Origin of the sequence: Syntrophus aciditrophicus SB, assembly GCF_000013405.1 — a bacterium.
Classification (GTDB): domain Bacteria; phylum Desulfobacterota; class Syntrophia; order Syntrophales; family Syntrophaceae; genus Syntrophus; species Syntrophus aciditrophicus.
In genome coordinates, this window is the sequence record NC_007759.1 from 1,737,742 (window position 1) to 1,764,129 (window position 26,388).

General features: G+C 57.8%; 24 protein-coding genes. All 24 read left to right on the forward strand.

Annotation, left to right across the window (positions count from 1 at the left end; translation table 11 throughout):
- Window positions 1–22: 22 nt before the first annotated feature.
- The 24 genes from SYN_RS07955 (at window position 23) to SYN_RS08070 (ending at window position 26,301) form a co-directional block, all read left to right on the forward strand.
- On the forward strand, window positions 23–1,042 hold the full coding sequence (locus tag SYN_RS07955; protein WP_011417570.1) for a hypothetical protein: 1,020 nt from the start codon (window positions 23–25) through the stop codon (window positions 1,040–1,042).
- A gap of 239 nt (window positions 1,043–1,281) precedes the next feature.
- On the forward strand, window positions 1,282–1,941 hold the full coding sequence (locus tag SYN_RS07960) for an OmpA family protein (RefSeq protein WP_041584884.1): 660 nt from the start codon (window positions 1,282–1,284) through the stop codon (window positions 1,939–1,941).
- 9 nt (window positions 1,942–1,950) lie between these two features.
- Window positions 1,951–2,670: a DsbC family protein gene (locus SYN_RS07965; protein WP_011417572.1), complete on the forward strand. Its 720-nt coding sequence runs from the start codon at window positions 1,951–1,953 to the stop codon at window positions 2,668–2,670.
- A gap of 1 nt (window position 2,671) precedes the next feature.
- A complete protein-coding gene (locus SYN_RS07970; RefSeq protein WP_011417573.1) occupies window positions 2,672–2,989 on the forward strand; it encodes a hypothetical protein in 318 nt (105 codons plus the stop codon).
- Between the two features lie 13 nt (window positions 2,990–3,002).
- On the forward strand, window positions 3,003–3,269 hold the full coding sequence (traL, locus tag SYN_RS07975) for a type IV conjugative transfer system protein TraL (RefSeq protein WP_041584885.1): 267 nt from the start codon (window positions 3,003–3,005) through the stop codon (window positions 3,267–3,269).
- On the forward strand, window positions 3,266–3,850 hold the full coding sequence (locus SYN_RS07980) for a type IV conjugative transfer system protein TraE (RefSeq protein ID WP_011417575.1): 585 nt from the start codon (window positions 3,266–3,268) through the stop codon (window positions 3,848–3,850). The genes traL and SYN_RS07980 overlap by 4 nt, the downstream gene beginning before the upstream one ends.
- On the forward strand, window positions 3,847–4,701 hold the full coding sequence (locus SYN_RS07985; RefSeq protein ID WP_011417576.1) for a type-F conjugative transfer system secretin TraK: 855 nt from the start codon (window positions 3,847–3,849) through the stop codon (window positions 4,699–4,701). Before SYN_RS07980 ends, SYN_RS07985 begins: the two co-directional genes overlap by 4 nt.
- Window positions 4,691–5,884, forward strand: a complete 1,194-nt coding sequence (locus SYN_RS07990; RefSeq protein ID WP_011417577.1) for a TraB/VirB10 family protein — start codon at window positions 4,691–4,693, stop codon at window positions 5,882–5,884. The genes SYN_RS07985 and SYN_RS07990 overlap by 11 nt, the downstream gene beginning before the upstream one ends.
- Entirely contained in the window at window positions 5,881–6,324 is a 444-nt protein-coding gene (gene traV / locus SYN_RS07995; RefSeq protein ID WP_011417578.1) for a type IV conjugative transfer system lipoprotein TraV, read from the forward strand. Before SYN_RS07990 ends, traV begins: the two co-directional genes overlap by 4 nt.
- A complete protein-coding gene (locus tag SYN_RS08000; RefSeq protein ID WP_041584886.1) occupies window positions 6,324–8,816 on the forward strand; it encodes a TraC family protein in 2,493 nt (830 codons plus the stop codon). Before traV ends, SYN_RS08000 begins: the two co-directional genes overlap by 1 nt.
- On the forward strand, window positions 8,782–10,788 hold the full coding sequence (locus tag SYN_RS08005) for a hypothetical protein (protein ID WP_041584887.1): 2,007 nt from the start codon (window positions 8,782–8,784) through the stop codon (window positions 10,786–10,788). Before SYN_RS08000 ends, SYN_RS08005 begins: the two co-directional genes overlap by 35 nt.
- Window positions 10,788–15,017: a conjugal transfer protein TraN gene (gene traN, locus SYN_RS08010; protein ID WP_011417581.1), complete on the forward strand. Its 4,230-nt coding sequence runs from the start codon at window positions 10,788–10,790 to the stop codon at window positions 15,015–15,017. Before SYN_RS08005 ends, traN begins: the two co-directional genes overlap by 1 nt.
- Window positions 15,018–15,126: 109 nt before the next feature.
- Window positions 15,127–15,828: a hypothetical protein gene (locus tag SYN_RS08015; protein ID WP_158302951.1), complete on the forward strand. Its 702-nt coding sequence runs from the start codon at window positions 15,127–15,129 to the stop codon at window positions 15,826–15,828.
- 7 nt (window positions 15,829–15,835) lie between these two features.
- On the forward strand, window positions 15,836–16,810 hold the full coding sequence (locus tag SYN_RS08020) for a TraU family protein (protein ID WP_041584888.1): 975 nt from the start codon (window positions 15,836–15,838) through the stop codon (window positions 16,808–16,810).
- Complete coding sequence (locus SYN_RS15285) at window positions 16,795–17,655, forward strand: type-F conjugative transfer system pilin assembly protein TrbC (protein WP_049749946.1); 861 nt, start codon at window positions 16,795–16,797, stop codon at window positions 17,653–17,655. The genes SYN_RS08020 and SYN_RS15285 overlap by 16 nt, the downstream gene beginning before the upstream one ends.
- Window positions 17,652–18,050, forward strand: a complete 399-nt coding sequence (locus tag SYN_RS08030; protein ID WP_011417585.1) for a hypothetical protein — start codon at window positions 17,652–17,654, stop codon at window positions 18,048–18,050. Before SYN_RS15285 ends, SYN_RS08030 begins: the two co-directional genes overlap by 4 nt.
- Window positions 18,019–18,504: a S26 family signal peptidase gene (locus SYN_RS08035; protein WP_011417586.1), complete on the forward strand. Its 486-nt coding sequence runs from the start codon at window positions 18,019–18,021 to the stop codon at window positions 18,502–18,504. The genes SYN_RS08030 and SYN_RS08035 overlap by 32 nt, the downstream gene beginning before the upstream one ends.
- Window positions 18,485–19,387 (forward strand): conjugal transfer protein TraF, encoded by a 903-nt coding sequence (locus SYN_RS08040; protein WP_011417587.1) that lies wholly within the window; start codon window positions 18,485–18,487, stop codon window positions 19,385–19,387. Before SYN_RS08035 ends, SYN_RS08040 begins: the two co-directional genes overlap by 20 nt.
- A gap of 16 nt (window positions 19,388–19,403) precedes the next feature.
- Window positions 19,404–20,864 carry a conjugal transfer protein TraH gene (locus tag SYN_RS08045; protein WP_041584889.1) on the forward strand — a complete coding sequence of 487 codons (1,461 nt, stop codon included), beginning with the start codon at window positions 19,404–19,406 and terminating at the stop codon, window positions 20,862–20,864.
- Window positions 20,865–20,883: 19 nt separating this feature from the next.
- Window positions 20,884–23,922: a conjugal transfer protein TraG N-terminal domain-containing protein gene (locus tag SYN_RS15290; protein WP_011417589.1), complete on the forward strand. Its 3,039-nt coding sequence runs from the start codon at window positions 20,884–20,886 to the stop codon at window positions 23,920–23,922.
- Between the two features lie 29 nt (window positions 23,923–23,951).
- Complete coding sequence (locus SYN_RS08055) at window positions 23,952–24,257, forward strand: hypothetical protein (protein WP_011417590.1); 306 nt, start codon at window positions 23,952–23,954, stop codon at window positions 24,255–24,257.
- 91 nt (window positions 24,258–24,348) lie between these two features.
- Window positions 24,349–25,179, forward strand: a complete 831-nt coding sequence (locus tag SYN_RS08060; protein ID WP_158302952.1) for a type IV toxin-antitoxin system AbiEi family antitoxin domain-containing protein — start codon at window positions 24,349–24,351, stop codon at window positions 25,177–25,179.
- Window positions 25,157–26,050: a nucleotidyl transferase AbiEii/AbiGii toxin family protein gene (locus tag SYN_RS08065; protein ID WP_011417592.1), complete on the forward strand. Its 894-nt coding sequence runs from the start codon at window positions 25,157–25,159 to the stop codon at window positions 26,048–26,050. The genes SYN_RS08060 and SYN_RS08065 overlap by 23 nt, the downstream gene beginning before the upstream one ends.
- Complete coding sequence (locus SYN_RS08070; protein WP_011417593.1) at window positions 26,047–26,301, forward strand: hypothetical protein; 255 nt, start codon at window positions 26,047–26,049, stop codon at window positions 26,299–26,301. Before SYN_RS08065 ends, SYN_RS08070 begins: the two co-directional genes overlap by 4 nt.
- Window positions 26,302–26,388 lie beyond the last annotated feature (87 nt).

The following is a 26,388-nucleotide window of genomic DNA, read 5'->3' on the forward strand; positions in this document are numbered from 1 at the left end:
AATCCGATTAGGAGAGAGCAAGATGACAGCAAGCATGGCATCCCAGTATGAAAAGGTGGGCAATCGCATTGCCCAGTACATGAAATCTTTACAGCCAGGTGATGAATCGCTTCAGGAAAAACTTGGAGTTTTTTTAAAAAAGTATGAAAAAGCCCCTTTGTTCATAGTTGGCATCGATGAATCCGTGTACGCCGAATGGCTTCGGAATCCCAATCCGGATGCGGTTAAAGAGTTTCGTCTTCCATTTCCAACAATGGTTCTGGATTTTCCGAGCGGACTTTTGCAGAAGAGCGCAAACCCGAGAATGAGCAACTCCGTTATCATCTACGTTGATACTGTCGGTGAAGATACTTATTTGTTTGAGGGACTCCAGACGGCAGAAGCTTTCCAAAATGCACTCGATACGGCGCCAGTTGGTGAAAAGGACATAATCACTTCAGCCGGTTGTTCTTTAGAAGCAGGAGAGATCGGAGAGCCCTTTTCCTTCGTGGTCCAAATGATTCCGGAAACAAATGGCTTCGTCGCAAATTACAGCTGCGAGTTCATTTATGATTGCCAGGTACCCGTGGCACCGCTCCCCGGGATCACTTCCTATGCAACTTTCAGCCGCTGTCAACCGCCGTCCGGCAATTGCATGACAAAGACTCCGCTCTGTAAAATGCTCGATTCTTCAACAAACTTTACGATAGTCTTCATCATGATGGTGATTGAATACATCAATAGGCAAGATCGTTTCATCGTAAAGATCACGCCTGATATGACAGACCGCGAAAAACGACTTGCAGCCAAAGGCAAAAAGTTCTCATTCAGCAAAAAGCCGGCGCACATTGTTCTGGATCACTCTCAGGTCCGAGAGCTCATTGCTGCCTCAAGGCAAGGAGGTACTCACTCCTCGCCATTGCCGCACCAGAGAAGAGGACACTGGAGAAGGCTCCAGTCTGACTATTTTAGAGAAAAAAAGAAGATTTGGGTGCGGCCGGCAGATATCAACAAGGGTATGTCTGTAAAGATCAATCGGAACGTCTACGAAGTTATTTCTTGATCGCGTGTTTACGACAAGGGTTTTTTGCCTGAGAACAAAACGATCAGTCGTGAACATGTAAGGTCATCCTATCCTGAAGCCTCCCCGAGGCCACAAAATAAATTTTCAATTTTTGACCACAAAATCCCTGCATCGAAAACATTATATATCAGATGCGGGGGATCACATTCTGTCCTGACCTCTTAAATCTTCCCGCGATCTCAAAAACAATCTGAGCTTTGGGTACTGGAGAAACCTCAATGGGATACCTGCGTCAACTTGCATTTTTCCTTTTCATTGCGATCATGCCTTGCATTTCGGTTGCCATGGCGGCCGAGATCCGGACGAGCCCTTATAATTACGTCTATGAGAAAGCAGCAGCCAATTCCATTGACCACGAGACCTTCGTCATTTGCGAGCTTTGTCCTCCGTACCGGCTCCTTGCCCTGAAACCCAGGACACCTGCCCTTGCCGTCCGTGTACCGGAAGCAACGGCGTCGATCACCGCGGACGGTCCACCCACCGAAAAACAGACTGTCAGTGCGAAAGCAGGGAATAATTCATCGGCGGTCGACATTACCGGATCGAACAGGCCCGACCATGTTTGCGTGCCGACGATTTATTTCCGGTTCAACCGGTTCGACGTTTCCAACTACGAAAAAGATCAACTCGATCGGCTTGTCTCCCGCCTGAAAGAACGACCCGATCGGCCCCGGGAACTCCGGGTCGTCGGCCACACCTGCGACCTGGGAAGCCATCCTTACAATGACCATCTATCCCTGATGAGGGCGGAGTCCGTCGCGGTTTACCTGGGAAGAAACGGCTTCAAGGTTTCCGAGGCAAAGGGTGAAGGCAAGCGCAGCCCCGTATCGAAGGTCGGAAAACTGAACAGGCGGGTGGAAATCGAAATCATTCATTAAGGAGGTCTCATGCTGCTGAAGAAGATCATGCCGGCCGTCATGGCCATGTTCCTGTGCGCCGCGGTTAGTCACGCCGAGGAAAGCATCACGATCCAGATTTTACATAAAAGTTTCCCGAACGTGAAGGCGGAGAAGGCCGGGAAATCGGTCATCCCCGGTCTCTACGAAGTGGAAGCAGGGAACAACGTCTTCTACTTCGAGCCCCGGAACGGCTACCTCATTTTCGGTGACATCATAACAAAGGAAGGGAAAAATCTCACCGCGGAGAAAAGGCAGGAGCTGCTTGCCCGGAGAGTGAAAGAAATCCCGTTGGAAAAGGGGATCAAGATCGGCGGCGGCAAGAACGTCGTGATCGAGTTCACGGATCCAGACTGCCCCTTCTGCCGGAAAGCGGCCGATTGGCTCGAAAAGAACCGGGAAGGGGTAACGCGATACGTATTCTTGTATCCCATCACGCGTCTCCATCCCGGCGCGGACGCCAAAGCGAAATATATCCTCGGGGCCAAGGACCAGGAGAAGGCCTACCATGAAGTCATGAGCGGCGCGCTGGACAGTATCGACGCGGGCAAGCTCAAGCTCACCGAGAAAGCCGGCACCCTCCTTGAAGAGCACAAGCAACTGGCCATTAAAGCGGGCGTCTTCGCCACCCCGACCCTGTGGGTCAACGGGAAACACGTACCCGGGGCAGACATACCGCTTATCGAAAAATACCTGAAAGGAGAAAAATGACATGAAGAAACATCCGGGTTCCAAGGAAATGCTGTTGGCAGTCATCGCCGCGCAGGGTCTTCTTATCCTTTTCCATTACGGGGAGGCGCTCGCCATGACGGCGCCTTCCACGGGGTCCTTCGCCTACGACATCTACGACATCGGAGTCAACTCCATCCTCAAGGGTCCCATCGGCTTCATCGGCGGGGTCGGCGCTATCGTCTTCGGAGCGATCGAGGCCATACGGGGACGGATACTGGAAGCTGTCCCCGCCATCCTGGGCGGGGCCGCGCTTCTGAAGGCGGATTCCATTGTCCAGACCCTGGGTTGCATCATTTAGCCGGTCTGAAGCGATGACGAAGCGCTTTCCGCAGTATCTCTCGGCCCCGCTGCAGGTGCTCTGGTTCGAGCCGGACGAGTTGGGGGTCGTCTTCACCTGCTTTCTTTTCGCCCTGATCTACGGTTCTTTCTCCTGGGCGCTCCTCTTCATCGCGCCCTGGCAATACAGCCGGGCGAAAAAGAGGTACCCCAAGGGTTTCTTCCGGCATTTTCTCTACTTCGCCGGGATCACCAGAATGAAGGGATACCCGTCCTTTTTCGAGGAGAGGTTTTTCGAATGAGGCTCAATCTTTTTCTGCAGAAGACTTCCAACATCGTCGCGGAGAACAGGCTTCTCAAGTTCGTGGTCGTGGTGATCGGCGTCGCGGCGATCGCGAACGCGGTCATGACCTACCGCGCGTTGAATTACCAGCGGACTATCATCGTCCCCCCGGTCCTGAAAAGCCGGATCGAGATCACGGGGGACAGGGTCTCGGAGGAATACGTGAAGGCCTTCAGCCGGTATATCGCTGCTCTGTCCTTCAGCTATTCCCCGGGGACCGTGAAACCGCAATTCGACGAACTCCTCGCTCTTTATGCGCCGGAAGCGTTTCCGGAGGGAAAGCGGGTCCTTTACGAACTTGCGGACAGGGTGATCACCACCCGGGTAACGAGCGTCTTCTTCATGGGAAAGCTGTATGTGGACGGCGAGAAGAACCAGATCGAGGTGTCGGGACAAAGAAGGCAGTACGTCGACGACCGCAAGGTGGAGGACATCACGAAGACATACCTCATCGATTACAGGATCTCGGACGGCAGGTTCCAGGTCGTCAGGATATCGGAGAAGGAAGATGCGAACAGCCAGGCGGCGAGGTTGCCATGAAAAAGAACATGCTTAAAAAAAAGGTGGGAATGCTTCTCGTTCTCACGCTGGCCGTTTCCGTCCTCGGGAGCGCGGGCATCGCATCCAGCCAGGAAGAAAATGTCCCCGAAAACCGTGAAACGGCCGACGTACAGATCACTAAACTACCGGCGGAGGGCGCCGTCACCGTCATGCCCGAGGTCGCCCAGCCCGTCGAGCTGAGCAGTTCGGACGTGAACCGGATCACCTGCCAGGGCGAAATCAAGGACGTCGTCTACTCAAGGGAGAAGGGGATCACGGTCAAGTTCAGCGGCAGGGACGCTTTCGTCAAGTTCCGTACGGGCTTGAAGGATGGCAAGAGCACGTACAGCACGACGCCGTCGGAGATCTTCGTCGTTTGCGGCGATAACGTTTACAGCCTGATCGCTCTTCCCAAGAGAATCCCCGCCCGGTCCATCAGGCTCTCCCCGGGAAAAACGGAGAACATCAGGAAGAACAGGTCGCTTTTCGGCGCCCTCCCTTTTGAGAAGAAGGTCCTCTCCGCGATCCGGAGCCTCTACACGGAAGAGATTCCCGAGAGCTTCACCGTATCCACCCCCAACAAGAGAATCGATCTCTTTCGTGACCTGGATATCGTCCTTGCCAGGGTAGCGGTGGTCGAAGGCGAGGGTATCCAGGTTAAGGAGTACCGCGGCACGCTCGCCGGTGGAGACAAGGACAGGATCGAGCTCGGCGAAAAGGATTTTCTCCGAAACGAAATCTCCACCGACCCCATCGCCGTCTCCCTGGACAGGCTTGTCCTGAAAAAGGGGGAGATCCTGAGAGCCTTCGTGGTCGAATCTCACCGGGAGGAACCGGGCGATGAAAGATAAGTTGAAGACCATCTGGGCGAACGTCACACCGCGGCAAAAGCGGAACCTTGTCCTTCTCGCCATGGCGACGGTGGTACTGGCGTTCAGCCTCGCGGGGTACCTTTTCAAGACGAGAGACGGCGGGACGGTTTTGGGGAAATCCGCGCAGAAAAAGAAGGAAATCACCCTGGACGCCGGGCTCCTGGAAAAATCCGCCTACCTCGAAGGGCGAAAAGAGATCGCCAGGACCGAGGAGAAGCTCTCGCTTCTCCAGAAAGAACTGGACGAAATCAAGGAAGAGAAGGCGAAGGCCGTCCACGCAGGATCGAAGCAACCCCTTCCGGCGGTCCCGAAGCCGCCCGATCCATCAAAGGCGATCTCTTACCCCGTTCCGCCTTTGCCGCCTCCACCCGTTTCCTCGGCCGATCCATCCAAGGTCGGGCAGGCGTCCAAGCCCGCCGCGGAGACGACGGGTGATATCGAACTCGTCTCGAATCCACAGGCGCAGAAACAGGATCAGAAGGCCGCCGAGGTAAAAAAAAACGAGAAGGGCGACTCGGTCTATCTGCCCCCTTCTTTCATGGAGGCGACCCTTCTTTCCGGCCTGGACGCCCCGACGGTGGAGTCGGCCAAGGGGAACCCCGTCCCGGTTCTCCTGAGGATCAAGGACCTGGCGATCCTCCCCAACAAGGTCAAAGCAGACCTTAAAGGATGCTTCGTCATCGCCGAAGGACAGGGTAATCTCGCCGACGAGCGGGCGCACCTGAGGCTGGTGAACCTCTCCTGCTTGTCAAGGAAGGGCCAAGCCGTGATCGACCAGAAGATCAAGGGCTTCGTCGTCGATTCAGACGGGAAGATCGGCCTCAGGGGAACGGTGGTCTCCAAGATGGGATCGGCAATCGCGCGGTCCGTCCTTGCCGGGTTCTTCGGCGGAGTCGGAGACGCCCTACGGTCCGCCACCATGACCTCCAGTATCAGCGCGCTCGGCACGACCCAGACCGTGGATCCCGGGCAGATCGCCCAGGCGGGGTTGGGAAGCGGACTCGCCCAGGGGGCGCACGAGCTCCAGAAGTTTTATCTGGAACTTGCCAAACAGAGCATGCCCGTGATCGAGGTCGGGGCTACGCGAAACATCACCCTTGTCGTGAGCGAGGGGGTCGACTTGGAGATCAAGGAAAAACCAGGAGGGAAGAAGCAGAAATGAAACGGGTCCTGTGTCTATTAACGTTAACCGCCCTGCTCGGCGGCTGCTCGGTCTTGAATCCATACAAGAGCGAGTTCACCTGCCCGCAAAAGGAAAACGGCAAGTGCGTAGGCGTGGAGACGGCCTACGGCGAGTCCCTGCAGAAAAAAAATAAAGACGAAAGCCTTGAGCCTGCAACCAAAAACTCACCGGGCAAAGCGGTGACCGGTCCGGCACAAAAGGTCAATCTTCTCTATCAGGAGGAAGTCTACCGGAAACTCACCGGGCTCCTCAGGGATCCGGTCACGCCGCTCGTCGCGCCTCCCCGGGTCATGAGGGTGCTTCTCCTCCCTTACAAAGGCGATGGAGGGGAACTCTTCATGCCGAGATACGTCTACTTCATGGCCGACGATGCCCGTTGGATCATGGGCGGCTACCTGAAGGAAGGAGCGGCCGACTGATGGGAAAGCTCTTTGACGTGATCTTCGGCGCCCGCGGGGGAATGACCCGCAAGGATCTCCGAAATTTGACCCGCAGAGACCGGTTTTCCGATTATCTCCCCTGGATCGCTTACGACGGGGAAACGGAAGCATACCACAACGCGGACGGGACCAAGGGCTTTCTCTGGGAATGCAGCCCATTGTGCTTCGCAGGGGAAAAGACCCTCTTCACCCTGGAGGGGCTCTTCCGGCTGGGGCTTCCGCACGGATCGGTCATGCAGTTCATCCTGCACGCCGACAGCCACATCGATCCCTACATCGAGGCGTACCGGTCGGGGAAAACGCGTGACCTCGCGATCGTTCACGAGGCCTCCGAGAAGTTCGCCGCTTTCCTTGAGAAGGGCGTGGAGGGCATGGACATCTTCCTCAAAACCCCTCTGAGAAATTTCCGCCTCTTCGTGGCGGTGAAGTTCCCCGAAGAACGGGAGATGAAGCTCCACGCGAAGGATCTCTCCAACTCCATACTGGAGATCCTGAGGGGGGCGGACCTCTATCCCAGGCCCGTGCCTCCCCATGCGCTCGTCGAATGGATGCGCAGATACCTAAACGACGTTCCTTCCCCGAATAACGACGCCTACGACGATTCGATTCCCATTCGGAAACAGGTGATCTTCTCCGATACGGTCATCGAAAAATCCATGGACCGAATGAAGGTAGGGAACCGGTATTTCCGCTGCACCACGGTAAAACACTATCCCAAGGAAGTGGACCCGCTCCAGACGAACGAGCTCTTCGGGGGCGTGTGGGGAGTGGTCTCCGACGCCAACCAGATCACGACGCCGTTTTTCTTCGCGCTGAACGTCGTATTTCACAATCTCAAGTCGAAGCTCCACACGAAGTGCAACCTCGTTTTGCAGCAGCAGGGGGTTGGAAGCTTCGCCCCTTCCCTCATGAGAAAGAAAGACGAGTACATGACCGCGGTGGACGAGGTGGAAAAGGGGACCCCTTTCGTGAGGGTGATCCCGATCCTCTGGGTCTGGGGGGACAGCGAAAAGACCGTGAGTGAATCGATCGTGAGGGCCAAGCGGATGTGGGAAGCGCAGGGCTACGTCATGCAGGAGGACAGGGGGATCTTGCCCGTCCTCTTTCTCTCGTCCCTTCCCTTCGGCCTCTATGACCGGGACGACAACGTGGACAACCTCGACCGGGACTTTATCGCGCCCTGTGACAGCGTAGCGGTGACCCTCCCCGTCCAGGCGGACTTCTCCGGCGGAGGCAAGCCGAGTCTCATCTTCATCGGGAGAAAGGGGCAGCCCTGTTCCCTGGACGTTTTCGACCGGCACGCCAACAACCATAACATTTTCATCGCAGCCTCTTCGGGAAGCGGAAAATCCTTCCTCGTGAATTACCTCGTCTACAACTATTTCGCTTCCAGCGCCCTCATACGCATCGTGGACATCGGCGGCTCCTACAAGAAGATGACGAGGCTCTTTGGCGCCCGTTTCCTCGATTTCTCCGAGCAATCGAGGATTTGCATGAACCCGTTCACGAACGTCATGGACCCTGCGGGCGATCTCCCCGTCATCGCTTCCATCGTCCTGCAGATGGTCTACTCGTCCACGGACATCGTCCCGGAGGACACGGCGGAGACGGCCATGTCGCTCATCAAGTCGGCGGTCAAGTGGGCCTGGCGGACGGAAGGAGCGGACGCCTCAATCGACACCGTCTACGAGTACCTGTCCACCTTCCCTGAGCACGCGGAGGAGTTCGATTCCTGCCACGAGAATGATATCGCGGCATTCCGGTCCCTTTCTCGCAACCTCTCGTTCAACCTGACAGAATTCACGAGCGGGCACCTCTACGGGAAATGGTTCAACGGGACTTCCGATTTCAACATCGCCGGAGATGAGTTTGTCGTCCTCGAATTGGAACATCTAAAACCCCAGAAGGAGCTCTTCAAGGTCATTACGCTCCAAGTGATCAACGCCGTGACTCAGGACCTCTATATCTCAGACCGGTCGAGGCCCAGGTTCATCATTTTCGACGAGGCGTGGCAGTTCATGCAGGAGGGAAGCTCACTGAAAGGGGTCATTGAAGAAGGATACCGGCGGGCGAGAAAATACGGTGGGAGCTTCACGGTCATCACACAGTCCATTCTCGATTTGAAGCAGTTCGGAAGCATCGGGGACGTGATCCGTTCAAACAGCGCCTTCAAGTTTTATCTGGAATCCAGCGATTTCGATCGGGCGAAGCTGGAGGGTCTGATCGAGCACGAAGGGTTCGCCCTCAAGATCCTGAAGTCGGTCCGGAGCAACAAGCCCAAGTACTCGGAGATCTTCATGGACACCCCGTTCGGTCAGGGCGTGGCCAGGCTCGCCGTGGACCCCTTCTCCTATTACCTCTACACGTCCGATGCGGCGGAAATCGCCGAGATCGAATCCCTCGTGGACAACGGAATGAGCTATGGCGAAGCGATCAATGAAATGGTCAAGAGATACAGGACGGCCGGTTAGGGTCCTGTTCCTTCTTTTCCTGTGCTTCGCCCCGGGGATCGTCCATGCGGCGGGTTCCGGAGATCCCGGTCAGGCCGGAAATGATCTCGGGAGTGCCGCCGTCCAGAGGTTCGGGTCGCCTGGCACCGTCAACAGCGAGATTTCCGTCCCCATGACCTCCCGCGACACGCCCATGCGGACCCTGGACGGGAACAAATTCTTCTCCGCCCAGCTTCTCTGTCCGTCCTCCCGGAAGTTCATCGAGGTTTCCATTCAGGTCGGGGGTTCCGGCGATCTTTCGCAGATCGCGGTCAGCCAGGACCTCGACATGGATGGGAACACGGATTTCGTCTTCTCCGTCCCCTTCCCCGTCTCTGGTGTGTGCGCAAACGGGATAATCTCCTGCCAGGCCGGCACATGGGGGAACTGCAGCTATTATCGCTGGAGCGCCGACGCCTCCGCCCGCGTCGGACTCGCGACCGCGGCAATTTCGGACTTGGGGGGTTGCTACTGCGTCAACGCGAGCTGCGGGAGCAACCTCGTCCAGGGAAACCTGTCGACCGTTCTCCGTGACCTGGGCGGAGGCGTCTCAAGCGCCGTCCAGGCCGTGAACAGGAAATACGCCGTCACCGACGTAAAAGAGGAAGGATCGACGATCACTTATTACGGCCAGGACGCGGGGCAATGCTCCGGTTCTCCCGGTCCGTACGGATCGAGCTCACCGGAGCAATACTACAGTGCGGGAAGCGACGCCGGCCTCGCGAACGCCAAGGACGCGGCACAGATCTCCCAAGCGGGAGACCCGGCCAGCTACTACAGCCTGATCGCCAACTCCCAGGCCGCCCAGGAGAGCCAGGGCGATTACCGGCAGTGTTCCATCATCAGGAACATCACCGTGACCACGGTGACGGGGTGCTCATCCCCGGGAGATTCCCTGGACCCGTCATTGAACGGCTGCACCATCAACGACCTGAGCCCTTACCCGCGGACCATCAAGACCCACGACGGGGGGAGCGGCGGAAGCTGCTATTTTCCCCAGCCCGGTAGTATCACCTCTTCCGGCGGGAGTCTCTACATCGGGAATTACCTCTGTGGAGACCCGCACGGCGGCGTGGTGAAGAATGCACGCATCCGGTTCCTGTGCGGGGGAGCTCAGGTCATCGTCTATTCCCGCGAGTACGAGACGGCGGCGCTTTCCTGCCCCTCCGGTGACCTCGCGTGGATCGAAGGATGGTATTACACCTCCAACGCGAACCACATCAGTTGCCCGGCAGGCTACAGCGACGGGCTCTGCAATGGCCTGTGCTGCATGAAACCGGCCGACAAGACGGACATCATCGATGACACGGTGGACAATCGCTGCCTTGCCTACGAGACCGATCCGCAGTGCCGGCTCAGGGACGAGCAGTCGGACGGGGTCCACACCTTCAATAACTACAATCCCACTACCCTGTCGCCCCTCTCGTCCTGCCGGACCTTTACGGGATACCTTCCCCACGACGTCTGCCGCGACTGGTGGCGCAAGGACAGGACCTACATCTGCAAGACCCCGGGCCGGTACGATTTCACGGACACCAAACGAAGGGTGGACGCCGTCTATTCTTCCAGTTCGGCGCATTCCGGCTCCCTTGTCTATACCGACCTCAGTAAGGACGCGGACGGATCGTGGAAAACGGAGAGCGTCACCTCGCCACTGGGGGCGGTTACCCAAGGATCTTCTTCCGATTCCTGCGACCAGGCCTGCAAGACCAAAAAACTCAAGTCCGACACCCAGGCCGGAAAAACGGGAAACAAGGCGCAGTACCAGAAGAGCGCGGCGGCCTACGACTTCTTTTACCGGCTCTGCCGGAACGGGGTCTGCCCGACGGGCGACGGCGAAGAGGTCGTCAACGCCTGCGGCTGCCTCAACGACTTTTCCGAGGCGGCGTCGGTGCTCTCGGTCCTCAACGCCGCGGGCAAGGACCTGATCTGTACGACGGGGGCGAGGTACTGATGAAGAAGCCCTTCGAAATCATTTTCCTTGTCCTCCTCCTCGCGGTGTTCTCCCCTTGCCTGGAAACGGTCTACGCGGACGGATCGCAGAAAATCTGCGCGAAGGACCTGAACGGGGACGGCAACGTCGATTTCACGAGCGAGGTTGCCAACTGCGTGACCGTCCAAGGCAGCGATTTTTGTCCTCTGGGAGCGGTCAATTGCGGGCTGGGCGTGATGGATCCCCTGTGTCCCACCAACGGGACGGGCTGCCCCGGGGGGACGTACAATCCCACGCTGAACAGGTGCGAAAGACCGCAGATCGTGACCGGCTACAAGTGCCCGACGACAGGGACGACTTACGGGGACCAGGCCTCGTGCCAGAACGCCTGCATCCAGACGGCCGTCTGCCAGACCGGGACGTATTCCGTCTCCGTCTCTCCGGACCAATCGAGCTCGTACTGGTTTTACAACGGTGCTTACCGGATGTTCTGCAGCGGAAACGGTCTTTACCTGTCGGCGAACCCGGGAGGAAGCAGCCGGAGCTGGACTCTTTCGGGCGCCTCCTGCTCCGGGGACGCGAACGGCGGTGAAAACGCTTTTATCACCTACCTCCAGGGAAGCGGCAACCAGCTTTACGTTTACGGCTGCGATGGGATGCAGGATCCGGAGTACGGCTCCTGGACGCCGGTCAATTGCGGCCGGCTTTTCGGCGTTCTCACGTTCGATCACGCAGTAGTGAGCGGATCAACGAGGGGCACGTCCTGCATACTCGACGACGCTTCGTATCTCTCTTTTCATGACCGGTGCGACTGGGCGACGTGGACGGGCATCGGGATATCGGGCGACTCCTATCAGAACTGTCCCCTCGGAAATTATCCCTGCAGCGGAGGGACCTGTTTGACCGGATCCGCCTGCACCGCCGTTAACGGCTGCCCGTCCGGCTACCAGCTTGTAAGCGGTATCTGCATCGCCCAGCCCCAAGGGGGCGTGGCCGTGACAGTCGACAGATCGACTCATCTGTGTGAAGCCCCCGTGACGAACAGCTGCACGGGAGACGGCTTTTCCTTCGACCCAACCGGCGACTCCTGCGTCAAGAATCCGGGTTGCGGCGAAGGCATGCTGGAAGGCGGCCTCGACCTCTGCATATTCAATATCGGGAGCGACCGGTGTCCGGCCGGCTTCGAATATAACGCGGCATTCTCAGCCTGTACCAGGGACGCGGCCTGCCCGGGCGGCGGAATCCTCAACCGGTTGCGGGACATTTGCGAGACGGCAAATGTCTCGTCCTGTCCGGAAGGGACGGCCATGGACCCGGGATCGGGTAACTGCCTCGCGGACCCTTCCTGCCAGGTCGGAAATTTCGACGCGGACCTCGGTGAATGCGTCCTTTCGGCGGCGTCCCTCGCCCAGGCGGGATACGTCTTCAATCCCGGCCTTGATCGGTTCGAACGGCCGCCGTCCTGCCCCGACGGGAGCTCGTACTCGGATGCGGCGGATCTCTGCACGACTCCCGCCGGTCACGCGTGTCCTTCCCCCGGCGTTTACAACGCTTCATCGGGAAAATGCGAGGGCACGGGCGTACCGGTATGCCCGGCCGCGGGCATGACCTACGACGACGCGGCCGGAGCCTGTTACGCCCCCGCCGCCTGTCCCGGCGCCGGAGCGACCCTGAACGACGTGACGGACCTGTGCGAGGCGGCTTTCACGCCCGCGTGCGCGGGAGGATATTCATGGAACCCGGCAAGGTTGCTATGCGAGATGGATCCTTTCTGTTCCCCTGGGATGTACAATCCCGCGAGAGACAGGTGCGAATCGGCCCCGTCCGGGACGTCCTGCCCGGCGTCTTATGCCTGGAACGGCTCGGCCGGTAAATGCCAGGCGTCGCCGTCCTGTTCCGCCGGCGCCTATAATCCCGTCACCGATCGGTGCGAACAGTCCGCGACGGCCAGCTACGCGTGTTCACTCGGAGGGAGTTATCCGAGCCTTCCCGCGTGTTCTTCCTCGTGCGCGCAATCGGCCGCCTGCAGCACCGTTACCCCGAACGTGACGCTGTCGGGACCGCAGGCCTGGTGTCAGCCCAGCCGCATCGTCTGTTCCGACGGCACTCTTACCTTCTATTGCAGCCAGGGCGGTTCCCTGTCTTACAACGTGACGGGCATGAACTGTTCATCGGACGTATCCCTTCCCAGCGGTTACTATATTTCCTACCTCGTGGGATCGGGACAGGGATTCACCATTTACGGATGTCAAAACGTGTACGATCCGGAATTCGGATACTACCCCAACGGGATTTGCGACTTCACCGGTTACGTAAGCACGCAGGGCGTCAACGTCACGGGTTCGACTTATCCCGGCACGCCGGGTTACTGGAACGCCCTGGACGCCCTGGGCGTAAACACCTTTCCCGGCTACCCGAACGCGCTTTGGGGGCATGATTCAACGATCTGGACGCCCTGGTACCCCCTTTATTTCAACGGCATCCCTTACCAAGTCTGCCCTCTGGGTAATTATGCCTGCAGCGGGGGGTACTGCTCAGCACCGGGAGCCTGTTCCGGCCCCACCTATTCCTGCCCGGTCGGCTGGACCCTTTCCGGCTCCACCTGCTACCAGGCCGCAGGTTGCCCGGCGGGCGGGAGCCTGAACGGTACCTCCGAGAAATGCGAGGCGGCCGGCACGCCGACTTGTTCAAACGGCACGTATGATCCTGCTAATGGGGTCTGCTACCAAGCCGTAACCTGTCCCAACGGCGGCAGCCTGAACGGTTCGGTCGATAAGTGCCAGCTCGCCCCCCCCAATTCCTGCCAAACCGGTTATACCCTGGATTCGGGAAGGGGCCTCTGCACTGCTCTTCCACAATGTGCGGCAGGGGCCTATCATTCCAGTCGCGACCGGTGCGAGCAGGCGTTCGCTACCGGCTGCGCCGCCGATTATACCTGGAACGGCGGCAGGGGCCTGTGCGAATCCAATCCCACGCACGACTGCCCCCTGTACGGGTTTTCTTACAACCCGGCGATCGATCTCTGCTCGAAAGAAGTTCTCTGCCCGGGCGGCGGATATCTCAGCGGCGAAGCCGATCGTTGCGTTGTCCAGATGTATTCGGGAACATGCCCCGCGGGGTTCGTCTACAACCCGTCGACTGATTCCTGCTTGCGCGATCCTTCCTGCTCGGCCGGCGTTTTGAATCCAACGACCCGGAAATGCGTTGCACCTCCGGCCGACGGCTGCGCGAGCGGGTACGCTTACAATTCCGGTACCGGAACGTGCCAAATACCCCCGGTGTGCGAGACTGGAACATACGACGGCGGGATCGACAAATGCGCGGTTCCCGGTTCAACCCTCTGTCCGACCCAGTACACGTTCAATTCCCTTGAATCGCGGTGTGAGCGTCTTCCCTCCTGCAGTGACGGGGCGATGTATTTGGCCTCCATGGACCTCTGCATGAAGGACCCGGTCCGGCAGTGTCCCACTTCCGATTACACGTACCAGGCTTCCTCCAGGCAGTGCGTCGCACCTCCTGTCTGTTACGTGGGGAACTTCGATCCTGTCACGAATACGTGCGCGGGATCGTCCACGGGCTGTCCCCTCGGATCGCAATATGCCTGCCTTCCGAACCCGGCGACCGGGATTCTGCAGTGCTCCGATAACGCCTGTTTCAACCCGTCCGCCATGCCCACCCAAACGACCGGCGCGGACACGTCCTCCTATCACAACGACGGCACGGTGGACCCTTCGACCGGCGATTGCCAAGGCGCCTTGTACATATTCAACGGGAAGGGAAAAGAATGCAGAACCGCCGGGATCAGCACGACCTTCTTCAACTGCTGCAATACCGATCCCGGAGGCTTTCTCTTCATCCAGAACACGTGCGGCTCCGGGGACGCGGAAACGGTGCAGGCGGTCGGCAAAGGGATGTGCCATTACATCGGGGATTATTGTCAGCAGAAATGGCCCCTCATCGGGTGTGTCCAGAGGGCGAACACTTACTGCTGTTTCAATTCCAAGCTCGGCAGGATCATCCATGAACAAGGGAGAGCGCAGCTCCAACAATTCGGCGCAAGCGGCGACTGGGGAGGCGCGGAGAACCCTAACTGCCGGGGCTTCACCCCGGAGGAATTCCAGATGCTCGATTTCTCCCGGATCGACCTCTCGGAGTACTTCGGAGACATCAAGGCGAAGGCGACATCGGAAGTGCAACAGGACATGCAGCGGCAGGTCTCGGATTTCTATGAAAAGGTTGAGCGGAAATGAGTTTATGCCCGCCGATCGATTCGCGGAATTACCCGCGCGAGACCTGCATTGTTTGCAAGAAAACTTTCGGGCCTGGAGAGGGGAGATACCTGCGGCCGGAAGGCCTGGTATGCGTGGAATGCCACGACCGAAATGGACGTATACCCAAAGCGCGCGTACGACCGCGAGGGAGAAAATGAAAAAGGTCTTCATCCTGGCAGTCCTGTCCTCCTTGCTCCTGGCCCAAGCGGCGGTTTGCGCCGATCTCGGCAATATTGGGGCGACTTATCCCGTCGTCGAGCGCGACGCACTCTCCGAAATCGAGGAGCGGGCAAAGGCGGTCGACTGGGGAAAGGCATTTGACCCGAAAAGGACGCGCGAAAGAATTCAAAACTACCGACCCGAGGGGATGGAGGCCTTGCCGGCGGCGAAGAAGGACCGGGTCTTCCAGGTGGACGTGAGTTACACGCTCGATTTCGACATCCCCGACGGGAGGGGCGGGATCCTCTATCTTAGGGGCTTCAGTTTCAACCCCTTGGCCCATGTATTTCTTCCCAACATCCTCGTCGTGATCGACGGGGGTAACGAGAGACAGATCGAATGGTTCAAGGCGTCCTCCTACGCAAAAGACCATAGGGTCATGCTCCTCCTTTGCGGGGGACCGTATACCCGGGTCATGGAGAAGCTGAAGAGACCGGCGTTCTACGCGGACGCCAGAATCGTGAAAAGGTTTCAACTGAAGGCGGTCCCCGCCGTGATCGTTCAAAAGGGTACCGTCATGGAGGTGAGAGAATATGCCCTCGACGACAAGGGGCAAAAGAAGCGGAAGTAGGGACGTCGTGAAGGGGTTTTTCGTTCTCCTCATTCTCTTTCACGCCGTTGGAGCACAGGCTGTATGCAGGTCCGGGATTCCGTTGAACCCGGTGACCGACCTCTGCTGGCAGTGCATATTCCCGGTGAGCATCGCCGGGATCGAGATCATTCCCGGCCCGGTGGAAAACAACGTTCCGGACCTTTCGGGCATGCCCGTCTGCGCGTGTCCGGCGCCGCCCCCGCTCTTCATCAGGATCGGCATCCCCGTCAGCTTCTGGGAACCGGCCAGGTACGTGGAAACAGTCAAGGATCCTTACTGCTTCCCGAGCCTGGGCTTCGGCCTCACCGCGGCGGGCGGCTTTCTCGGCGGGGGCTCGCAGGAGCAGGGGAACGCGAGTGTGGATACCTCCACCTTTGCCCAGGCGCATTACTTTATTTATCCCGTTTGGTCCATTATGGAGCTCCTTACCGATTTTGCCTGCATCGAGCACAGCGGTTTCGACGTTGCGTACCTCACGGAGGTGGACCCTCTCTGGCAGAATGACATCCTTGCCTTCATTCTGGAGCCGGAGTCGATCCTCTTCGGGAATCCCATCGCCCAGACGGCCTGCATCGCCGACAGCGTCTCGACCAACGCGGGTTTCTCCATGAGCCCCCTTTTCTGGTGCATCGGCTCGGGCGGGAGCGCCTACCCGCTCACGGGGCACGTGAACGACGACAACGAGCTCATGGCCAATTCCACGATCGCCGCCCGGATGGTTTACAAGTTGGCCAGGGAGGGGCTCGTCTGCGACACGGCCCTCAACCTGTGCGCCTGCGTCCCCACGCCCATCTGGGTGAAGCACAACTGGCGCATGCACGTCGCCAAGCCGGTGCGCGACTTCATGTGCCATCCCTTCGGGAGGACGGGGCTCATCTGGGGAGCGCTCAAGAACCCGCCGCTCGTAGGGGACAACTTCGTCTGGCAGCTCTTCAGGAGAAGGTCATGCTGCGCTTTCTGATCAAGAAAGGAACCCGGATGGGACTACTGATCCTTTTCGCGTTTATGGGTTTCTTACATGCGTCCATTCCCGACTCTGGAGCGGATGACATGGAGGACATCAGCCGATTCATGGAGAACGCAGGCCGGATCGGCCGGAACATCGAGATCCCGGAGAATCTCCACAAGGCTCAGGGGCAGAAAGAAGCGGGAAAGCTGCTGGAATACTACCAGTCGGAGGCGTTCAAGAGGAAATACGAGGCGGAGATCGAGCGTCTCAAGGGAACGGTTTTCAAGGATACGATCGATTCCTATTACGGAGATTCCAACGGAGCGGAAAAAGACAGCGTCAAAGGGGGAACCCTCCCCGGAAACGAACGGATCTATCTTTTCATATCCTCATCCGTTCCCATCGGCACGCTAAGGAACTATGCGAGGGACCTGGATAGGCTTGGCGACCCGAACGTCTTCATGGTGCTGCAGGGCTTCGTGGGCGGGATGAAGCGCGTGAAGCCCACGATGGATTTCGTGCGTAAGATCATCACCGAAGATGCGGACTGTGACATTCAAAAGAACAAATGCAGCGCTTACAAGGTCAAAGTCAAGATTGACCCCCTCCTCTTCCGAAAATACGGGATCACCCGGGTGCCTGCCGCCGTTTACGTGCCGGACGTCCGGATCATGGATGTGACGTTGAGCGAGGGAATGGAAGGGAACGCGAAGACGGGCGATCATTATGTTCTCCACGGAGACGCTTCACTGGCATACATGCTGGAGACCCTGCGCAGGCCATCCGGGAGGCGCTCGATCGACCTCCTGATCGAGGCACTGAAAGGCGGAATTTACCACGAGGTGAACAAGAGATGAAGGAAAGCATTGAGAAAGAAGAAATGATGGAGTCCAGCGCCGCTCAACCGGGAGAAATCCCCGCGGGTGCAGGGAAAACGAAACAGGAAGGCAAGGTGGGGCGGGTTCTTCCCTGCCGGCTGGTAACCGCCCTCCTGGTCCTCGGGATTTCGCTTGCGTCATCCGCGGCGTCGATTGTCATTTATGACAGGTACTTCGCGACGCGGATCGTCGCGGTCGACATCAAGGGATTTATCGCGGCCCAGAGGGATCTATTTGTCCAAGGAAAGATTGACGACGACCAGTTGAGGAAAAACATCGAGTCGCTGGAAAAAGCGATCGAAGGTATCCCCTCGAACGAGGTCGTGATCATGGGGGACGCCGTTGTCCGAAACGCGAAAACCATCAGGCCTTAGGCTCATTCTCTTCATGGGAGCTCTCGCCGCGGCGGGGATGCTCATTCCCTCACGCTTCGCTGTGAGCATCACGCCTTCGACGGAACACAGGATCTTTTTTCTGAAAAAAGGGCCGCCCACGGGAGAACTGAAAAGAGGCGCTTACGTGATGTTTGATATCAGGTCGAAATACGTCGACCATGGGACGCCCCACCGGGTCATCAAGAGAATTGCCTGCGCCGGGGGAGAGGAACTCGACACCGTCGGCCATGACTTTTACTGCGATGGAAGGGAAATCGCGGTGGCGAAGGATCTTTCCCTCAAGGGAGAGGAGCTTCCCCGGTTTCACTACAGCGGGAAGATCCCGGTGGACGCGGTGTTCGTCACGGGACAACACCGGGACAGCTTCGATTCGAGGTATTTCGGATTCGTGAGAAATGAGGAGGTGAAGGCCGTTGCCTGTCCGCTCTTCTGAGAAGAAATTGATGTTCCGGGTCCTGATCATTTGCCAGGTTGTCCTTCTTTTCACGACGGGCACCCCTTGCGCCGGGGAACCGCCGTTCATGGAGGAAAACGGCAAGGCGTATTACGGGGACGCCAAGCGGGGCTGGTGGTGGTACGAGAAGATCCCCTTGGAGAAAAGGGACCGGGACGAGAAAGTCGAGGACGGTAAGAAGCGCTCTCCGCGCCTTTCGGACTACACAATGGAGGAACTCTGGAATATGTACCCCGACGATTTCCAGGCCGTCCTCATGGCCTTCCAGAAGAAGGCCGTCCAGGTCCCCTCGGAAAATAACGTGAGGGAATATTACGTGGTCCAGGACATCGCCCGGAGAAAGTCCCTCGCCTTCGCCAACGTGTCCGCGGCGGTCATGCAGAAATACCCGGACCTCTCCGTGGCGGCCGACTACCCGATCACGGCCCCGGGAAGAAACGCCGAGGTCTCGCAACGGACGGACGAGATCAAATCAAGGATCCGGAGCGCCCGGGAAGAATTCGCGCTCATCTATTTTTCCTCTGCGGGCTGCCCGTACTGTGCCGAGGAGGGTTCGATTCTCAGCCGTTTCGTCGAGAAGTACGGGTGGGAGATCCGGGAAATCGACATAGAAAGGGAGGCGGCGGTATCGTCCGTCTTCGGGATCGAGACGACTCCGACCCTTCTTCTCATTTATCGTGGGAGCGCCGACCATATCACCGTTTCGGCCGGAGTGGCATCCCTGGCCGAGCTCGAGGAAAAACTCTACCGGGGACTCCGGCTTTTGAAAAACGAGATCACCCCGGAGGAGTATTCTCTCTACGAGTTCCAGCGGGGCGGCGCCTTCGATGTGAAGGCTCCCTTGAGGCGGGACAAAAGATAAAAGCGAAGGTGTGGCTATGAATAAAGGAATTATTCTCAAAAGCATCGTGGTCCTTGTAATTATTGCTCTCCTCCTGTCGCCCCTTGGCCCGGACGGGCCTATGGCTGGCTGGGTTGACGACTGGCTCCAGCAGAAAACGGAGACCTCCCCTGGGTACTTCGAGGGGCAGAAAAGGGGTTATTTCACCGGCGGGAGCTTCTCGGCGAGGTGGCAGCAGGGAAACGACTACCTCTTCACCGCCATGCCACCCAAGGTGAAGGCGGGCTGCGGCGGGATCGACGTCTTCCTGGGCGGGTTCTCCTATCTGAATTTCGAATACCTGGTAACCAAGCTCCAGCGGATCATGCAGGCCGCACCGGCGGCGGCCTTCGACATCGCTTTGAACGTTCTCTGCGAGCCCTGCTCGAAGACGATCAAGTCCCTGGAAGCTATCACCAACACCCTGAACAACCTGCAGCTCGATGAGTGCAAGGCGGGCCGGGCGCTCGTGGCGACCATGGTGCCCCCGTCCCTCGCCGAAACGAAGGACAAACAGGCAAAGCTCGCCGGAATCCAGGGGGACTTCCTCCAGTCATCGGGCGTTAACGACCTCTGGAAGAGCATCAACGACCAGACAAGCGCAAACGCGAACAAGCCGGTCACGAACATGAAGCAGGCACTCGCGGGCTGTCCCCAGGACATCCGGGACGTCTTCGGGACCAGCGGGTCGGTCATCAACAACATCGCAGCCAAGACCGGCTTCAACAACCAGTCCTACCTCGACATGCTGAGAGGGTTCGTCGGTGACGTATACATCATCGACGCCGGGGACGCGGGTTTCCAGGTGGGTCACACGCCCCCCTGCGATCAAAACCGGTACGCCTCCTTCGACAACCTCTTGGACGGAAGCGTCTACGCCCGGACGGCAGGAGGCGCCTGCGCACAAATTACCGACAGCTCGGCCGACCTCACGAATTACGTGCGGACGAAGATGACCCGGATCGCGGGAAAGATCAAGGCGAAGCAGGCCCTCTCGGACGAGGACAACGCCTTCGTGAACGCTAGTCCCCTTTCCATCGGGCTCGTTCTCAAGGCGGCCGTGGGAACGAACCAGGAGTCATCCATCATCAGTACCCTCTCCGACGTGACCGCCAAGGCCTACGCCTTCCAGCTCCTCTCGGACCTCTACACGAAGGTCTGGAACATCATGGAAAAGGCGAGGAGCCTCGCCCAGGCTCAGCCGGGGGCCGTGCAGGGCGCGCAGGAATACCAGTGCAAGATCGAGATGCTCTCCGGTGCGATCGACGGCACGGCGGAGATGCAGGCCAGAATCGTGGAAATGGTAAGCGGAGTCCGGAGATCCTACGCCGCATCCGTCCAGGAGGTGATGGGGGTCTACAACCTGGTGGACAAGATGGAGAAATTCGACAGGCTGGCCCTGAGCATGCTGAGTTCGAAATTCGGAACGGCCGTCGCGGCCAGGTCATTGTCACGCTGAACGCTCGGAAAGAAATCTAATGGGAATTTTTGGAAAGACAATTCTTATATTTGGCTTCACGGTCGTCATGTTGTCAGCTGCACCGGACGCCCATGCAGTGGACATGGAGTACTATACCTACAACGGCTTCGGAGCCGTCGTGACTGCCTTCCAGAAGATATCCCTGATCTTTTCGGATAACGGCTATCGGGCGCTCTTCTTCACCGTGACCGCCCTCGGGATCTTCATCGCCGGGGCTGCGGCGTACTTCCATCTCCTCAAGGGGGCAAGGTTTTCGCCCCTCTCATGGGCCTGGCCGGTGGGTCTCGGGATATGCCTCTATCTTGGGCTCATGGTACCCACGGGAAACATCACGATCTACGATCCTGTCCTCAACCGCTTCCAGACCGTCGGGCGGATCCCTGACGGCATCGTGGTCGTGGCCGGGACCCTGAACAAGATCGAACGGGGACTCGTGGATATCATCTCCACGTCGGGCACGCCCCAGAATTTCCAGGACTACGCCGGCGGCATAGGCTTCGACATGCTTTTGAAGGCATCCGGGGGGCACCTCAAAATCCGGGACCAGTACATCGATGAATCGCTGAAACGGTACACAAAGGACTGCCTGTTCTTCGAGCTGCAGCGGCCGGGGACGTCGTTGAGCGTAAACGACGTCACGAGTTCCAGCACGGACTTCATGAGCCAGTACGCCCAGGCAGCGAACCCGGCCGTCTTCACCGTCTGGTATTCGGAATCGGACCGAACCGGGACGACCATGTCCTGCGCGGATGCCTGGACCAACTTGCAAGGTTACTTCAGCGATCCCCTCAACATGGGAGACACGATCCGCTTTGCCTGTGCGAACGCCGGCTTCAATGCGGACAACGCCGGTGAGCTCACGAAATGCACGGAGATCATCTCGAACTACGCCTCCTACGTGGAGGGCGGCGCATTCACGATCCCGGCACCGAACTTCATGAGACAGGTCTACATGGCCGAAGTATTGAATGACATGCTGCTCGACGCGAACCCCGATCTTGCCGTGAAGGGCCTGGCGTCGAGGAGCATCATGACCGGCGGGCTCGGCATGGGAATCGTGGCGAACGAGTGGCTTCCCGTGGCGAGGGCTGTAATCACGGCCGTGGCCATCGGTCTCATACCGATCCTCGTCATTTTCATTCCCACACCGCTCGCGGGAAAGGCCCTGGGACTCGTCGCGGGGATGTTCATCTGGCTCACGGCCTGGGGCGTGACCGACGCGATCACCCACGGGATCGCGACCGACTATGCCTACGGGGTCTTCGAGTACGTGAGGCAAAACGCCCTGGGCTTCGCGGCCGTCATGAACATGCCCGACGCGTCTCTCAAGGCCCTCAGCATGTTCGGCCTCATCAGGACCTCGGGCATCATGCTGGCCACGGTGATCACAGGGATGCTCGTCCGGTTCGGCGGGCATGCCTTGGCCATGATGGCGGGGACCATCTCCGGGACGGTCCAGTCCCAGGGGAGCCAGGCGGCCTCACAGGCGTCAACGCCGGAAGGGGGGGCGAGATCCATGGACTCGGCGAGAACGGCCATTCCCACCTGGTCGAACGCCAACCGCTGGAGCATCCAGGACTACTCAGACCTGGAGACGGCAAGACGCGTGGGCTCAACTGCCGGAATGATGAAGGTCCGCGACGAATTCGGGGCGGACCGGTTGGGCGGTATGCACGGGGACGCGGCAGTGGGCGGCTTTCTCCCCCGCGCGGCGGCCGGGTCCGGAATGGTGGAAGTGGGCCTCGACCGGTCGCAAGGTCTTCTCAAGGCCGGAAACATCTCCAGGCTGGGAAAAACCGAGGGCGACCTCGAATCTTTCCGTGAGTCGGGCCATGCCGGGGACTTTTTCGACTACCATGCCGATCAGGCAGCCGTGGAGGGAAAGAAACGGTACTTCGCCGCCATGAAATACGACGAGGCGATGGAGGAGGCAGGCCGAGGAGACCGGATATCGGGCTACAGAGCCGTGGCCGACTACGATGCCCACAAGACGGCGGGAGTGATCCGGGAGGGAGAGAAACACGGCGTTGAAGCGAAAGCGCTCGGAGAGACAAAGGGTCGGTTGGACGCGCTCCAGACCGTGGCCGCCTTCAGGGGGATCGAAGCCGTCGGCGAGGGCGCCTATCTTGACGCGAGGCGGGACGCCGTGATCGACGATGTCGCCAAGTGGGGAGCGCTCCGGTCCTTCGCCGAATCCAGAGGAGTGGATTTTGAACGTTTCGCGGCGGACCGGCACCGAACGGCCGATATCTCCGTGAACGCCGCTGAAGCAGAGCGGTACGGCCTCCCCGGGGCGGGGAGCTACCGCATGGCCTGGGGAGGGCATGGCGAACTGCTCTTCACCAACCGGTCCAGCGGAAGCCAGTATCAGGTCGGTACCTTCGGGAAGAGCGGGCGGGATATTGCGGGATACAATATATCCAGAAGCGAGGAAGGAAACCTCAGAAAGATATACAGCAATTTCACGGACCGGGTGGGAGGATCACACAGCGTCCGCTACGATGATTTCCGGGAAAGCGTCTCGGGGTTCCGGGGCAGAGGCTACAATGTGAGTATTGTCGAGGACGCATCGATGGCGGGCGGCCATCGCGTGATGGTCTTCGACCCTTCACACAAAAAACCGGTACTCGTTTCCGGGAACATCAATCACCTCGTGAGTTCTTACCGGCAGACGGCAGACGGCGCCACTAAGGAAGCGATCGTCCCACTGACAGGAGACGTCCTCGCTTCTGAAAGCACGATCGGAAGTGTCCGGACGCAAAACCAGGACAGGCTGAACGTAAACATGGGTGTGAAGGCGGATGGAACTGTTACGGAAGGAGTGAGAAAAGTGGCGGGCGAAACGGTCGCGGTGGGCGCGGCTGCTTCCATGGACGGACTGGCATCCATCGGGAGTACTGTAAGGAGCGTAAAACAACTGGGCGAACTCGGAAATAATTTCAAGTTGAACAGGACCAAGGGGGAGCCGACCCTTGAGGGTGGTGAAACAGCGAAGGGCGAGATATCTCCCGGCCCTGCAAGTGATCCCGTGCAATAAGATTTAATTGTTGAGGAACAGAGAACATAATGCTCACAGCCTACAAATACCTAAAAATAAACGGGGGACTGCTGGCGGTCTTCGAAAAAGGGATCTCCTTCGGCCAAGGATTGCCTCTCAATATCGTCATGATAGAGAACGACCCGTACCTGAAGATCGGGCGGGACCACTACATCCGCCTCGATAAGGAAACAATAGAATGCCTGGAAAGCTGCAATCGTATACATATCGCCGTGAGCGATCTTTTCGAAAGCAGGATCGCCCTTCAGGGAACAATCGAAATAGACGATGTCGCGAAAGGGAAACTCCTGGCCTACGTCGAGATGAACAGATAGCTCTACTCCCAGCAAATTCTATCAGAAGAATTCAGTTGACCTTCGAACCATGTTTTATTATATTTCTCATAAATTGCGTGGCGGACAATTTATGGGAAATAAAATAACACAAAACAAAACCGAATTCGGCTCTCTCGAAATGAGGCTCCTCGCATACGTCCAGATGCGGAAGATGGACGTCGTGCGCACGAAGGAAATCGCCGCGGCTCTCAAGATCACTCCCAAGCAGGAGCGGGAACTATTCAGCAGAATGAGCCGGTCCGGCGTGTTCATACGTCTGACGCGTGGAGTCTACCTGGTTCCTCCCCGGTTTCCAGCCGGTGGGCGATTGGCCGTCAGTGAATATTACATTCTCTCAAGGTTGATGAGGGAAATCGGAGGCAAATACCAGGTCAGCGGTCCCAACGCGTTTTACCTTTATGGATTCGATGACCAGGTGCCGAATCGGGTATATGTTTACAATAACCGGATCAGCGGAGAGAAGAACATAGGCAGTTTCGATTACGTTTTCATGGAAATCTCGGATAACCGGCTTGGGGCTTCCACTGAATTCGCTGCACCTGATGGGGAGAAGATTTTAATTGCAACAAAAGCCCGTGCCCTGCTTGATGCGGTTTACGACTGGTCGAGATACAATACAATCCCGCGGGCTTATCAATGGATAATAGCAACGATAAAGAAGGATACCGTTTTTTGGGATGAGTTTACAAGAACTTCCCTGAAATACGGAAATAAGGCTACCATGCGCCGGATAGGATATCTCCTCGCCGTCGCAGGTATACCCGAAAACATGCTCAAGGGATTTAAAAAGAAAGCCGGTTCCATGAAGTCCCTGATCAAGTGGATCCCTGGGAAGCCGGCAAAAGGATCCGTGAACAGGGAATGGGGGTTGATCGTAAATGGCGCTATCGAAACCGATTGAAATTTCACTTCATGAGGACGAGCCGCTTTTCCGCGAAGCGGTCCTTTATACCGCGCGAAAAACCGGCTTGAATGCGGCTCTCGTGGAGAAGGATTATTTCTGCTCGGCGCTGCTCGCGGACCTCTGTAGCGGCTGCAAACTGCCCCCCGTATTCAGGGGCGGCACATGCTTGAGCAAGATTCACGCTGACTTCTACAGGTTGAGCGAGGACCTTGACTTTACTATTTCGTTGTCGGCCGCCGCAAGCAGATCGGATCGGAGCCGGATGATCACCCCCGTCAAGGAGTGGATTTCCGCCCTTGGAAAAGAGTCCTCTGTCTTCAAGATGGAGCAGAAACTGACCGGGTTCAACAATTCTAAACAATACGTGGCGCAGGTCGCCTATCCGACGCTGGTCGGTTCCGGGCTCGGCCGGATCAAGATCGAGGTCGGGCTACGCGAAGAGATCCTGGTTCCGCCCGTCAAGGGAAGCGTCAGGACACTCCTGGAAAATCCCTTTACGAGCATGCCGGGGGTCGAAGAATTCGAGATCGTGGTCCTTACGCGTGAAGAGACCTACGCGGAGAAGCTGAGGGCGGCATTGACGCGAAGAGAACCGGCAATCCGTGATTTTTACGACATCGACTATGCTGTTTCCAGGCTCGGCGTCAATCTTGAAGACCCTCATCTTGTCGGTCTGCTGAAGAGGAAGCTCCAGGTTCCGGATAACGACGAAATCGATATTTCCATTGCTCGGAAAAAGGAATTGCTGTCTCAGTTGGAAACGCAGCTAAAGCCGGTTTTGAGATCTTCCGATTATGATATGTTCGACTTTGAGAGGGCCTTCAGAATGATTGCCGATCTGGCTCGCATGATCGCAGGTCAATCGTGATAAAAGGATTAGCTATGCTAAAAAAGCTTTTCAAACGCGCAACTCCCGGCCAGATAATGGTTCTGGTGTTCCTCTTAGGGCTTCTGATATTTTTTCTGAAAGATGCCGGGATCAGCACCATCCTTATCGTACTTACTATAGCTGTCATAATGGGGCTTGTTCTGGTACCCTGGGCTGAAAAGGAGGATTTTGACAAGGATGATATAACCGATTGGAACCTTGTCAATCGGCTTTGGCATAAGGATGAATAAACACTCTTGCACTCCGAGAATGCAGACGACACCATGACAAAGAATATCGGTGTCGTTCATCAGTATCCCTTCAAACTTTAAGGGGTT

Coding starts and splice junctions, on each gene's coding strand:
- SYN_RS07955 (WP_011417570.1), top strand. CDS start 23: ATGACAGCAAGCATGGCATCCCAGTATGAAAAGGTGGGCAATCGCATT.
- SYN_RS07960 (WP_041584884.1), top strand. CDS start 1,282: ATGGGATACCTGCGTCAACTTGCATTTTTCCTTTTCATTGCGATCATG.
- SYN_RS07965 (WP_011417572.1), top strand. CDS start 1,951: ATGCTGCTGAAGAAGATCATGCCGGCCGTCATGGCCATGTTCCTGTGC.
- SYN_RS07970 (WP_011417573.1), top strand. CDS start 2,672: ATGAAGAAACATCCGGGTTCCAAGGAAATGCTGTTGGCAGTCATCGCC.
- traL (WP_041584885.1), top strand. CDS start 3,003: ATGACGAAGCGCTTTCCGCAGTATCTCTCGGCCCCGCTGCAGGTGCTC.
- SYN_RS07980 (WP_011417575.1), top strand. CDS start 3,266: ATGAGGCTCAATCTTTTTCTGCAGAAGACTTCCAACATCGTCGCGGAG.
- SYN_RS07985 (WP_011417576.1), top strand. CDS start 3,847: ATGAAAAAGAACATGCTTAAAAAAAAGGTGGGAATGCTTCTCGTTCTC.
- SYN_RS07990 (WP_011417577.1), top strand. CDS start 4,691: ATGAAAGATAAGTTGAAGACCATCTGGGCGAACGTCACACCGCGGCAA.
- traV (WP_011417578.1), top strand. CDS start 5,881: ATGAAACGGGTCCTGTGTCTATTAACGTTAACCGCCCTGCTCGGCGGC.
- SYN_RS08000 (WP_041584886.1), top strand. CDS start 6,324: ATGGGAAAGCTCTTTGACGTGATCTTCGGCGCCCGCGGGGGAATGACC.
- SYN_RS08005 (WP_041584887.1), top strand. CDS start 8,782: ATGAAATGGTCAAGAGATACAGGACGGCCGGTTAGGGTCCTGTTCCTT.
- traN (WP_011417581.1), top strand. CDS start 10,788: ATGAAGAAGCCCTTCGAAATCATTTTCCTTGTCCTCCTCCTCGCGGTG.
- SYN_RS08015 (WP_158302951.1), top strand. CDS start 15,127: ATGCGTGGAATGCCACGACCGAAATGGACGTATACCCAAAGCGCGCGT.
- SYN_RS15285 (WP_049749946.1), top strand. CDS start 16,795: ATGCTGCGCTTTCTGATCAAGAAAGGAACCCGGATGGGACTACTGATC.
- SYN_RS08030 (WP_011417585.1), top strand. CDS start 17,652: ATGAAGGAAAGCATTGAGAAAGAAGAAATGATGGAGTCCAGCGCCGCT.
- SYN_RS08045 (WP_041584889.1), top strand. CDS start 19,404: ATGAATAAAGGAATTATTCTCAAAAGCATCGTGGTCCTTGTAATTATT.
- SYN_RS15290 (WP_011417589.1), top strand. CDS start 20,884: ATGGGAATTTTTGGAAAGACAATTCTTATATTTGGCTTCACGGTCGTC.
- SYN_RS08055 (WP_011417590.1), top strand. CDS start 23,952: ATGCTCACAGCCTACAAATACCTAAAAATAAACGGGGGACTGCTGGCG.
- SYN_RS08060 (WP_158302952.1), top strand. CDS start 24,349: ATGGGAAATAAAATAACACAAAACAAAACCGAATTCGGCTCTCTCGAA.
- SYN_RS08065 (WP_011417592.1), top strand. CDS start 25,157: ATGGCGCTATCGAAACCGATTGAAATTTCACTTCATGAGGACGAGCCG.